This window comes from Rouxiella badensis (assembly GCF_026967515.2).
GTDB classification, from domain to species: Bacteria; Pseudomonadota; Gammaproteobacteria; order Enterobacterales; family Enterobacteriaceae; genus Rouxiella; species Rouxiella badensis.
On record NZ_CP114062.1, the window covers coordinates 4,751,017 to 4,763,417 of the forward strand.

The following is a 12,401-nucleotide window of genomic DNA, read 5'->3' on the forward strand; positions in this document are numbered from 1 at the left end:
CTTAGTGTAAAGCAAAACGCCTGCTATTGTAGTGCTACATACACTAGATAAGTGCTCTATCCCATGAACAAAATCATACCATATGGCTACATACGAGTCTCAAGTCTGGAACAGGCTAGGAAGAGCAGTGGTCTAGATACACAGGATGAAGAAGTTAAGCGCTATATTATTCAGAATAGCGAAACGTTCGACATTGATAGAATAGTGATGATGAGCGATGCTGGGTTATCAGCATACGCAGGCACAAATATTAGTGAGGGAAAGTTAGGTAAATTCATTGCTGACGTTAAAGCTGGCTTGGTTCCTGAAGGGAGTGCCCTCGTCTGTTATAGTCTTGACCGATTATCTCGCCAAAATCCCTGGATTGGGAATCAATTGATATCAACTCTGATTGGAGCAGGAATTGATATTCATAGTGTCGCGGAAAAGATGATATTACGAAGTGAAGATCCCATTGGGGCAATCATGAGTACCATCTATATGATGCGATCAAATAACGAATCGGTGATTAAATCAGAACGTGCTAAAAGTGGCTACGTAAGACGTCTTAGAGAATCCATTAAGAACAAAAAGATTTTAACTCGCCAGATGCCAAGATGGTTATATGAACATGAAGGTTCATATGCCGTTGATCTTGATATGAGGCATATTATAGATTTTATATTCGATAGTTATATTAGTGGTAAAAGTACTGGTTACATTGCTTCAGAACTGAATAAAAAGGGGTGGTTGTATGGTGATACTCAATGGCGTGGCTCGTATGTAGCGAGACTAATTCGTGATGAGCGCCTTATTGGAAAACACATAAGGTATAGCAAGCAAGTTAAAGGTACTAGGCGTGAAGTGATAGAGATAATTAATGATTTTTATCCCTTAGCTGTTGATGTTGAGAAGTTCCATTTGGCAAATAACATGCTTACTAACGTGGCAGAGAACATTAGAGGTCGTACACGTATTACATATGGTGATACTTCCATACTTAGAAATATCTTTAGTAATGTTATCAAATGTGGACTGTGCGGAGGAGATACATCGGTATTACAGAACACAAGAGTAAAGATGGTAGATGGAGAAAGAAAATATATACCTTATAAAACGTTTCTTCGTTGTAGGAATAAGTCAGAGTTGAAAAAGTGTAAACAGAGGGATGTAAAATATGAGTTGATCGAAAGTGTGATCTTACTCCATTTGATGGGGTTGAACATCGCTAGCTTGTTGGCCTCACCAATTGATAATCAAGTTGAGTTATATCGTACTGAGCTTGAATCATATATAGCTGATAAAGTTCAATATAACGCAATGATTGAAGAGCGAAAGAGGGAAGGTAAACGAATTCGCCCAAATACTATCGATGCGTTAGAAGAAGTTGAAGATAGAATTGATGAGCTTAATAGATTAATTGAAAATCATGTAGATGAGAATTTTGTTCCCGACTTTAATATCGACTTGGAAAAGATTACAGATATTAGTAATGTAACAGATAGGAGTTTACTAAAAAAGGGGATCGCTACAATTGCGAAAAAAATATTATATAAGCGTGTTGGTGATTATATAATCATTGAAATTATATATAGAAACACTAATGCCAAGCATGTTTTAGTAGTGGATAATAAATTGTTGATTACAATTGTTAACTTTTCCATTCAGTACAATGAGAAAAATACGCTATATAAGTGTAATAGCTTCATCATATGTCATGAGAAAGAATCAAATGTATTCATTATTGAAGGTTGTGCGGATATTCAAGATTATGGAAACATGATGAACTTTATTGACTATGTTTCTGATGAAGAAACTATAAATCTTAAAGATTATCTTGTAAATAACGCACATAAAATTTCATTTTCTACTAATTAGTACTCGAATTATTTATTATTATGATCTTCTCAGTCTAATTATAAAAAAGATGAGTGAGGGGGTAAAGTGATATTGGGTATGTTGGATGCTTTTAAAACACACCCTCTAATAAGATTATTCGCAGTAACTAAATATTAACAACTAAAATGACAAAAAGCCGAATCACAGGACTGACTCGGCTTTTCTAAATTAATCATCATGGAGAGAGAAATAATGAATAACCCTGAGTATATTTACCCTAAATTGAGATATGTATCTGCACCTTGTGGTTCTGGTAAAACGACAGCTATATGTGAAATAATAAACAATAGCCATAAAAAGAATATATTAGTTCAGAATACACAGGAGCTTATAAAGATAACGGCAGATAAAATCACGAACTGTAAGTATATTATAACTGAGTCGATTATGAATGATGAAAGCGTAATTAGCGCTGCTATAGAGTTTCTTGAATCACCATGTACGCATAATTTGCTCATAACAGATAAAACTTTTTTTAAAATTCCGCCTGAATTTATACTGGGTTGGGATGTTTATATTGATGATGTGGTTAATTTCCATTCCTTTAAAATAATAAATGAAATTAATCCTAATGTGAAAGATATCATAATTAATAATTTGATTAGAGATGTAGAGTCTTTAGATTGTGACGAGATTTATATTACGGCTAAAAGAAATCTTCGTGTAGAAGGGGAGGTGATTAGTATGATTTCAAATCAGTTTTCAATATTGAAAGAGAATGATTTTTTTATAATGAATAATGAGTATTTTACTAAAAAAGAAAAAAAACAACTCAATATTACTGCGTGGAAAGATCTTACGGTTTATAACAAAATACCAATTACTTTTTTTGGTGCTAATTTTGAAAACTCTTTGATTTATAAAGGAAATAAAAGAATTTTTGAGTCTGTGGAATTGGAAGGGTTACTGACTCGTAAAACGGAACTCAAAGATAGATTGAAAGTTTTTTACTTCTCAAAAGAAATAACTTTATCGAAGACATGGAAAGAAAACAACTCAGAGAAAGTCCAAACTATATATGACTATCTTGATTCTGTGCTTGAGGGACAGGAGTTCTACTGGACGAAAAACAAAAGTGACTTACACAGTCTGCGAAGTGGCACAGAAATAAGTCCGGATGCTAGAGGGTTCAACCACTACCAAAGTTTTTCTAAGTGTGTCTGGATGGCTTGTATGCGACCTTCTGAAGCAGAAGCAAAACAATGCGAATTGTTCTTTAATTTCAGTGGTGAAGATATACATATTGCGAGAGAATATGAAAGTTTACATCAGTTTGTACTACGAGGTATTTCAAGGGATTTTGACAGTACAGAAAAGCAGATTGTTTATGTCTTTGATGAATGTCAGGCTAAATATCTTACAGATAATATAGAGTATATAGATCTCGGTATCGATTACAAAGAACAGGGAACGAAAGGCAGGCCACTAGGCTCCAAAAATCGAAAAAAAAAATTTACTCTCCATGAATCTAAAGCCACGCGATTTAGACGTTGGAAGAAGTCTAACCCCGCTCTTAGGATTGAAGATTTTGTAGTTTTTATGAAAAGTTCTATAAACACCGACCTAAATGAGGATGAGATAGATGCTATGTACAAGAAGTACGAAAAGGCAGTGGGAAATAAGAAAAAATAGCATTATCCCTTTGCCAAAAACGTCATCATAAAAAAGTTGTCGGAAAAATAATACCTATAAATATAAGGTAATAAATATCCAACACAACAAAAGAATCTCATTAACTGGCTGTAAGCAGTAGCGGCAACGCAAGCGAGCTGCTTCGGGCAGTTACTGAGAGTACTCACGGAAGTGAGTACTTGATTTTTTACAGGCTTAACAATTAAATAGTACCCGACAGGCGAGTACTATTCGCTGGATTTTCTTCTCCTGCAGCGTTCCCGTTGGTCACTACCAGGACGAAAAAAATCGCGGTTATTTCCTTATCAATAGTATGTAATCCTTTCTCATTTCAATAATAACTACCTACAGAGATTTATTTAGCAATATCATAAATACTAACCAGAGCGAAGCGATACCCGAGATCATTGATTCCATTCTATGATGGTGTTTCGTACATAATACGCTTATAAAAGCCTCTTGATTTCATAAAAATACAAGATGGTTTATGTTAAGTGTTATTACTTTCGAATTTTACTATAAATAATTTCTTATTGTGGAAATGTTATTTCTCCGTTGTAGAGTTACACTTGACCAGAGTTTTTTGAGTGCCCTAAGGCAATAGAAAGCTATGACTTATATTAAAGTATAGTAGGAGTTTATGGGAATACTGCGATTTACCAGAAAGCTTCATGAGGAAGATATTCTCCCTATAATTGAATATGTCTATTATTTCAACGAAATTAGTCATGTTTTTTATTTTTCTCTAAGTAGACGGTGGCATTATTTTATGGCTGATTAAATGCTAGGGCTTAAATGATGGCTGAGATGGAAACCCTATGTTCTGATATTAAAAAACTGTTTTCGATTGAAATAAATGAAAAATGTTGGGGGCTGAATGTTTATTTTAATGAAAATGAATATAATACTGTAAATGGTTGTTGGCTGCCCTGATAAGCTCTCAGCGCTTAAAGGATCAAAACTTTAAGTCTATTACTTTTCGTCCTAAACTGACTAATATTGGCACTGCTAGTTCAGTGCCAATATTTTTACACTGAATTAATACTAACTCTCGTAAAGTGAACAAATTTTTAGACAAACTCATTAATCTAAAATCTTGCTGAAAATAACTGATTTTTATAAGCTTCATAAACAGTTTTAACGGAGTAAATCATCTCTTGACAATGTTTTTCGGTTCTATCTAAAAGAACTTCTAGTAGTTGAAAGTTTTCTTCTTGACGTTGCGAGAACAGATTTCTTACTTTAATAAGTTCTTTAGGGGAGGATTTATCAATAAATGTATAATATTCTCTCAAAATACCTGTAATAGCATCGCTAACCTGAATCAATCTTACCTCTTTTGAGTCATTAAATGAGTATGTAATATCAGAGGTGAAGCTTGGATGATGATTCATTTTATTAGAAAGTAGATTCTCAATATGAGGTTCTTGGTCAAAAATATGATTTGAGTGTCTAAACATCATTGCTCTTGTCTGATAAAATAAACAAAAGTTATCAATAAGTGGAGTTTTGGCTTTGTTTGAGAATAGAGTTAAATCTTTAATGTCGGCACATCTGCTTAAAAAGTAAGATAGCTCTAAGTGACGGAAAATATCATCCTTATTTGAATTATCATCTTTTATCTTTGGTATTGAAGTTTCAATAAAAATTGATAAGTCGTTAATGAAATTTTTTTCCTTTCCAAAAAGTTCAGGAAAGTCATATTTTGACAAAAGTTCAAAAAAAAACTTAGAGTTTGAGGTTATTGCCTCATAAAGAATATCTTTTTGAGTTTTGATGAAAAGTTCAAGGTTAAAGCCTGATTTTTCAGAGGGAAGGATATCGTTATTAAGTGCGTAAATAATACAATCATCGATAACATCTATGTAAGACCAATATACAAAATTGAGATGGAAGCAATGAATATATAGATCTGAGTTTACTAGCCATTTTAAAAATGTTCCTGTGTGCCTGCGCCCGATGATATCCGGGAACTCCCCTCTGCCAAATACAGCAGCCTTCAGTTCTTCACCTTGAGCCAGTTTAAGCGTCTTGATAAGGGAATCAGGATCAGCACTTGTAAAAGCACCCTGATGTGCTACGCCTGCTAATAAGAAATGTAGGCCTTTCCTTTGAACGTTGTAGCCGCTAAAGTCTTCTCTTATATAAAACTTACGGTCATTGCCACTTTCGTCGTAATAGAATGTATATTTGTTATCGGGTGAGTCGAAAAAGGGTATGTCCATGATAGGTAGCTTTTAAGATTGAATATTAACACTATATCATAAAAAAGAAGCAGAAGCTTCTTAGTATTATACTATGCCACCTTTAACAGCTAGATTTTCTTTTTTCTTATAGATACTCTATGTCTTCGAAGTGGTGAGTTTGTACCATAACCAGGTATCAATAGTGTTAAGATGGGTTAATTCCGAATAGGGATTATTCAGCACCTTTTAAATTTTAATTTTTAATTACCTTGAATTTTATACTTAATATCTAGATGTTATATTATTTGATAAATAATTATATATACTAAGTATCCTTGGAGGAAATAAAATGTTTGATAGAGATGCTAATGGTGCCCGTAAAGCTACAAAATATGGGGAAAGAGAACTGCGATTAAAAACCTTAATGGAGTCAATAATGTTTGAGTGTGCTGAAAGTCAGAGGTTTGGTCAATATAGCGAAAGCTACAAACTAAGTGATAATGAAATCAATGAGTTACTTTATGAAGTGATGGATCTTTTTGAAGCGCGAGGCTATAAGATAACCTTCAGTAATCCTTACTTGAAAATTTCTTGGGAGTATTCAGAGGGATGAGAAAATGCTGCTGAGTTTTAGTTTTGTTTAAATAAATCTCTTATGCCAATAATTGATTTATTTTTATTAATTTTTCCTATATGTTATGCCTATTCGTGATTTATGGATGCTGCCAATTCCTGACTGCATGAAAGACAGGATTTACATGTGGTAATTTCTTTATACTAAACTGATTTTACAAAAAAATAATGCTTACTTAAGTGTGACTATAGTGGGTGTGGTTATTAGTCTGTTAAGCTACCACTAAATCTAGGTATCTAGATTTAAGGTAATAATACAGGGAGTCATAAAATGACTGAATCAGAATTCTATAAAATTTATTGAGAAGAATAATATAAACACCGATTAATTAAAAAATGTAAAGGCTTGAAAAATCAAAAAGTCTTACAGACGTACGATATAATTGGCACGGCTTTAGGTTTAGTTGTAACTACGAGTACTCGTCTTGAGTCAACTAACTTCCGTACTCAAGAAGAAACTATTTCTTGGTTCGACTTAGATGAATGAATCTCACATGTTGACATGTGAGATGACCAACATAGAGCGATCATAGATGAAAAAAATATCAAATAAATCCGACTATTTTATTTTTGGAATATTTTCTGGTTGTGTTGTTACTATTTTATACTTTGCTTTATGGATATCCTATACTGAAACGGATTTCAAGTTTGTTGCCGCACCTAGTATTTCAGGGCTGACGTTGTTGTTTGGTGTCTTCTCTGCTAGTAAAGTATTGAAGTGGCATGAAAGTAAAAAGAATGATAAAGGATTTTCTATGGCAGAATCTATAGTCATGTCAACTTATAATTGCCTTATGGTTGTAGTGAATTTGGAGCAGTTAATTATAGATTCCGATGTTATAAATACACCGCTGAACGAATTTAAAAAAGAAAGAATATTAAAAATACTTGAAACTGAAAATGATTACTTTAAGGTAAATCATAATGTTGCTAGTGTGTCAAATATATCATTATATAAATGGAATATTGAACAAAATAAAGAATTTACAAGTCCGTTACATACCATTATAGATTTATATGAATGTCTGTATAACTTACTTGATAGAGCGGTAAAAGATATGTTAAATGATGAAATGATTTATGAGAGTACAAGTATTTGGCATTTATTAAATACAAAGCTTGCTAAGGAAATGGAAATTTACAATAAACTCAGTATAAATGACATATATTTATTTAATAATTAAAAACTCTATCATTTAATGAAACATAGAAAGTAGTAGGTCTATTTTAAAGATTAAAAGAGCAAAGCTTAGTCTATGATAACTAGCATTAGCTAAGCTTTTGATCAGAAATTAATAATGTTGTTATAGTTTATTATTAAGGGATGAATTATATAGTTCTCAATGGCAGCTAAGTAGACTTAGGTCTAAGAAAATTCTACTTAAATAATTTTATATTTCTTTTGCCAAGCAAGATTGTTGAGCGTTTCGAAGCAACGATGTAAATAGCTTTACGAGTATCTAGTGGAACCTCGAATACCATATTTGAGATTATATGAGTGAGTCTGTATGTCATCTTTTGCTAGTTAATTTACAATTTTTTCTTATATCTTCATATGATCTCTTGGTTCTGTAATTAGTGCTTTTTAATCTATTAACTTAGTTGGCATACATGTAAAATATTTGAGATCTGGTTCGGCTTTAAGCTTATAAGTAAATTAAGTTACCGTCCTTTGTCATCTGTATCTGGTATAGCATATTAAAAATAGGAAATAAAAAAGTTTAAATTAAATCTCATTTCATAGTTAAATTACCTTCATCTAATGATAGATTATATAAATTTATAAATTATTTAGTACAGCTACTGCTTGCCCCAGTACTTCAAACGCAGACATTGAACTTTCTTTTACCATTATATCGTTATATTTTTTGTTATCGCTACTTAAACAGTATCCATCTGAAATTACCTGAACCCTTTTAAATAAACAGCTATCCCCCTTACGCAAAACGATTACTTTTCCATCGATAAGTTGCTGTTGGCTTCGATCTATTAGCAAAATGCTACCAGACAAAAAAGTGGGATCCATTACGTCTGTATCGACATGAACGGCTGCGAAATTCTCTATTTTTCCTTTGAAAGCTGGAAATATTGTAGAATCCAGTAAAAGGTATTTTTTGTGATCAATAAAAGGTACTTCGATTGTCTTTTCATTATGTCTTTTGCTAGACGATATTGTGAATTCTTTGCCAGTCGCCAGCCATTCCACACTTACCCCGCCCGCTTTTGCTAATAGCACGAGATTTTCAAGTGTAGGGCTTGATATAGCTTGGAGGTAGTTATGAAAAGTGCTATATCCGATCCCTGCTTTTTTAGCGAAGTCTCGTCCAGAGCCTGAATGGACTATTGATTTTAGTCTGTTGCTAAACTGTACAATACTCTCTTTTTTTTCAGTCATTTATGGCCTATTGCAAAATAAGGAATTTCGATCCTTTTTTAGTTGACGATTTCCTTTTTGTGATCAATCATATTCTTAATGTAAATAATGAGTGGTCATTATGAGTATTCACAAACGTTTAGAATCGCAGAAAAAGGCGAAAATTACCAGTACTGAGAACTGGCACAGAGCGGACATCTTGGCAGCCATAAAGAAAAAAGGCGCTACACTTGCTAAGCTTTCGAGAGATAGTGGGTTACATGAAAGGACTTTGTACAACGCTCTCGAACGACATTGGCCTAAAGGGGAACATATTATCGCTGATTTTATTGGTGAAGAAGTACACAATATTTGGCCCGAAAGATATAAAAGAGGATAATCATCGTGAGCAAGTTTGTGAAAGTAGCCATTTACGGAATTTGGGGTTTATTTTTGTTTTTTGCTTCAATAGATAACTTTGGTGATTACTTAGGTGCTGGTAACGACTTATGGTCAGTCATTATGCTTACAGTGGCTGGAGGTTGTCAGCTTGTGGCTGCTCTAATTGCTATAAGCTGGGCAGTGCTAGCATTTGGAACTATTAAATCTAAGTACTTACCATACAAATTAATTAATAATTATACAGTACCATTACTTATTATTGGTTTAATTGTAGTCGCAAGTTTTGCTTTGTCTTTGAGTGATGAACATAGAGCAGAGAAGTTGGGCTTTAAAGATGGCGAAGAGTTTTCAATCGCTCGTGAAAATAATATTGAAAATGTTGCTGATTACGTTAAATTTAAGAAAGATATAGAAATTAAAGAGAAAGAAGAAAAAATTAAAGAGAAAGAAAAAGCGGCTCATGATGCATTGCTCGCCGCAGATAAGGAACAAAAAGAAAAACAAGAAGAAAAACAAAAGGAGGCTAAATGTTTTAATGATGCTTATTGCTATGCCTCTAAACATAAAGACGGAGATTACGTCTGTAAGATTGCCGTTGAAAACTCTGCTAAGTACGAGTTTAAATGGACTGATGGGATCTTAGAACAAAAGTTCTCCTCATATAGTTGGTACGATAAAAGTAACAAACTAGTCACTCTTTTCGGTAATCGAGCGCAGGCTCAAAACGGTTTTGGCGCGTTCAAAAATGTAGAATACTCTTGTACATTCAATGCTGATACAGGCGAAGTCTTAAACGTTACTCTTCAATAAGGAAAGTCAAAATGAAAAAAAATTCCCTCTTATTTGTCTTATTTTTCTTTTCAATATCCTCAATGGGGGCTGTAACTGAAGGTAAAGTTGAAAAACCATTTACAGTGAACAATGAGGTGATTTGTCTTAAAGAGATCCAAAGAAAAATAACTCCTTTCATTATTCAGTATGAAGAGGAAAATGGAGCTAAGTATAAATATATTGTTAAATCTGGCCTTTCATACAAGGATTCAGTAGGATTGCGCTTACAGATCAACCGTGTAGATTCTGGCCAAAATGTTCGGGTTGCTGATTTGGATTACTACTGGCGACAGGAAAGAGGCAGTATGTGTGAGCCTGTTTACATGGTTCTAGATCGTTCTCAATGAATATACTCTCATAAAGGCAGCAAGGGCTGCCTTTTTTCAATCTCAAATATGAGCTTCGATAAGATTACTGGCCTTCATTTCATAGATTGGTCAACATACAAATATTGATTTATTAGAATGAAAAGCTAAAGGAATCAGTTAATTAGAAAGAAGTATAAGTTTTCTTTTCTGAATAATTTGAAATCTTATTCAACTAATCAGATTAACCCCTTACTGCCTTGCCCCCATTGGTTCATATTCGACAAATGAATTGTTCATCAGCTTGTAATTGTAAAGTAAATGAATGCCCTAGTATCTTTTGAGTAATATCTTGCGATACGTTGTTTTCGTGCTTAATTTAGTATCATTTAGTTGTTGATATTATCTATATGATACTGTATCATTGTGTTCTTGTAAATGATACTTAAAGAAGTTAAGGTAGTACTATAATGGTTTTTGGCTATGCTAGAGTTTCCACTAAAGATCAGAGCTTTGAGCGCCAATTAGCTGTACTGAAACCTATTTGTGATAAAATTGTTACAGAGAAGGAGTCTGGGAAATCCACTAGCCAAAGAAATGAATTGTTGAATTTACTTGCTCAGCTCCGTGAAGGTGACACCCTTCTTACCCATTCAATTGATCGCCTCGCACGTAACACCCGTGATTTATTAGAACTGATTGATAATCTTGTTTCTCGTGGAGTGACTGTCAAATTCATCTCAAACGCTATGAGTTTTGATAACTCGCCGCAATCTCGACTTATATTAACTATGATGGGTGCTGTAGCTGAGTTTGAGAGGGGGATGATCGCTTCACGTCGTTCTGAGGGGATTGCTCTTGCAAAAGAAGCTAAGAAGTATAAAGGTAAGCAAAAGAATAGGGAACTACACAGAAAAATCATTGAAATGCTTCAGGTTGGGAAGAACACGCCAGATGAAATTGCGAAGCTATGCGACTGTGGTAGAGCGACAGTTTTTCGTGTTAAGAAAGAGATGATTGCCAGTACTGGCAATATTAATCATTAATATACTGGCAATTAATAAAAGATGATCAGCCTGATACTGCTTAATTCGTTTCGATATCTTGGTTTATAACAGTAAAAAACGTGCTGCACCCTTTGTTATATACGGTAGTTATGATTAAGTTTTAATTATTATCATATCCAAAATAGTAGTGTAGGTAACTTCCTTAAAGCCTCGGATCTGCACCTTTGTACCGGTCAGTTGCCTATGTTACGCATTGACGGAGAACTGATCGGCGGCCAATATTCCGAACGTCTCACCCCTGCGCAGATGGTGGCGCTCAGTGAGGAGTGGCTCGGCGACGCCCAGCAAATTGAGTTAAAACAGCTTGGGCAGGCCGACGCGGCGGTTACGCTGGCAAGCGGCAGGCGTATCAGGGTTAACTTCTTTCGCCAATTCTCCGGGCTCTCGGCGGCGCTGCGACCGCTGCCGCAGCGTTGCCCGAGTCTTGCAGACTTGAATGCCCCCGATATTCTGCGCCGGCTCAGTGAACACGAAGATGGCCTGATTCTGATTACCGGTGCCACCGGCAGCGGTAAATCGACCACGCTGGCGGCGATGATTGGCCACCTCAATCAGACCCGCACACGGCACATTATCACCTTGGAAGACCCGATTGAATTCTTGCACACCAGCGACCGTTGTTTAATTCAACAGCGTGAGCTGGGCACTCATACGCCTTCATTTGTACAGGCCATACGCGCTGCGCTGCGAGAGGATCCTGACGTACTGCTGCTCGGCGAACTTCGCGACAGTGACAGTATTCGACTGGCGTTAACCGCCGCCGAAACGGGGCATCTGGTGCTGGCCACGCTTCATGCTCGCCATGCCGCACAGGCCGTTGACCGGCTAATTGACGTCTTTCCCGCCGACGAAAAGGCCTTCGTCCGTGCACAGCTTGCCGGAAGCCTGCGTGGCATATTGGCGCAAAAACTGCTGACCGCTAAGCAGGGCGGCAGGGTTGCGTTATATGAGATGCTGACCTCGACACCGGCGGTCCGTAATTTGATTCGTGAGGGAAAGACGCATCAGTTGCAGGACAGCCTGCAAACCGGCGGTGAAGCCGGCATGCAGACCTTTGAGCAGTGCAGGCAGCAGCGCGTGAGCGCGGGGTTGCTTGCAGACTAATGGGGCATTA

11 protein-coding genes are annotated in these 12,401 nt (G+C 35.5%); 9 read left to right on the forward strand and 2 right to left on the reverse strand.

Annotated elements, in window-relative coordinates:
* Positions 1-63 precede the first annotated feature (63 nt).
* On the forward strand, positions 64-1,857 hold the full coding sequence (locus O1V65_RS21975; RefSeq protein WP_269130031.1) for a recombinase family protein: 1,794 nt from the start codon (positions 64-66) through the stop codon (positions 1,855-1,857).
* A 213-nt stretch (positions 1,858-2,070) separates the two neighbouring features.
* Positions 2,071-3,510: a type III restriction endonuclease subunit R gene (locus tag O1V65_RS21980; RefSeq protein ID WP_269130032.1), complete on the forward strand. Its 1,440-nt coding sequence runs from the start codon at positions 2,071-2,073 to the stop codon at positions 3,508-3,510.
* A 1,088-nt stretch (positions 3,511-4,598) separates the two neighbouring features.
* On the opposite strand, the gene O1V65_RS21985 is transcribed toward O1V65_RS21980, so the two are convergent.
* Complete coding sequence (locus O1V65_RS21985) at positions 4,599-5,735, reverse strand: DUF3800 domain-containing protein (protein ID WP_269130033.1); 1,137 nt, start codon at positions 5,733-5,735, stop codon at positions 4,599-4,601.
* Positions 5,736-6,045: 310 nt separating this feature from the next.
* Between O1V65_RS21985 and O1V65_RS21990 the strand changes: the two genes are divergently transcribed.
* Positions 6,046-6,309 carry a hypothetical protein gene (locus O1V65_RS21990; RefSeq protein WP_269130034.1) on the forward strand — a complete coding sequence of 88 codons (264 nt, stop codon included), beginning with the start codon at positions 6,046-6,048 and terminating at the stop codon, positions 6,307-6,309.
* A gap of 553 nt (positions 6,310-6,862) precedes the next feature.
* The gene (locus tag O1V65_RS21995; protein ID WP_269130035.1) at positions 6,863-7,513 is read left to right on the forward strand and encodes a hypothetical protein; all 651 of its coding nucleotides are present in this window, start codon (positions 6,863-6,865) and stop codon (positions 7,511-7,513) included.
* A 596-nt stretch (positions 7,514-8,109) separates the two neighbouring features.
* Here the strand turns inward: O1V65_RS21995 and O1V65_RS22000 are convergent.
* Positions 8,110-8,724, reverse strand: a complete 615-nt coding sequence (locus O1V65_RS22000) for a LexA family transcriptional regulator (protein ID WP_269130036.1) — start codon at positions 8,722-8,724, stop codon at positions 8,110-8,112.
* Positions 8,725-8,824: 100 nt separating this feature from the next.
* On the opposite strand from O1V65_RS22000, the gene O1V65_RS22005 reads away from it, so the two are divergent.
* The 5 genes from O1V65_RS22005 to O1V65_RS22025 all read left to right on the forward strand — a co-directional run bounded on the left by O1V65_RS22005 (position 8,825) and on the right by O1V65_RS22025 (position 12,391).
* Positions 8,825-9,082: a helix-turn-helix domain-containing protein gene (locus O1V65_RS22005; protein WP_269130037.1), complete on the forward strand. Its 258-nt coding sequence runs from the start codon at positions 8,825-8,827 to the stop codon at positions 9,080-9,082.
* Between the two features lie 5 nt (positions 9,083-9,087).
* Complete coding sequence (locus O1V65_RS22010; protein WP_269130038.1) at positions 9,088-9,894, forward strand: hypothetical protein; 807 nt, start codon at positions 9,088-9,090, stop codon at positions 9,892-9,894.
* 11 nt (positions 9,895-9,905) lie between these two features.
* Positions 9,906-10,262 (forward strand): hypothetical protein, encoded by a 357-nt coding sequence (locus tag O1V65_RS22015; RefSeq protein ID WP_269130039.1) that lies wholly within the window; start codon positions 9,906-9,908, stop codon positions 10,260-10,262.
* 428 nt (positions 10,263-10,690) lie between these two features.
* Positions 10,691-11,266, forward strand: coding sequence for a recombinase family protein (locus tag O1V65_RS22020; protein ID WP_269130040.1), 576 nt, complete (start codon positions 10,691-10,693; stop codon positions 11,264-11,266).
* A 135-nt stretch (positions 11,267-11,401) separates the two neighbouring features.
* On the forward strand, positions 11,402-12,391 hold the full coding sequence (locus O1V65_RS22025; RefSeq protein ID WP_269130537.1) for a type IV pilus twitching motility protein PilT: 990 nt from the start codon (positions 11,402-11,404) through the stop codon (positions 12,389-12,391).
* Positions 12,392-12,401 lie beyond the last annotated feature (10 nt).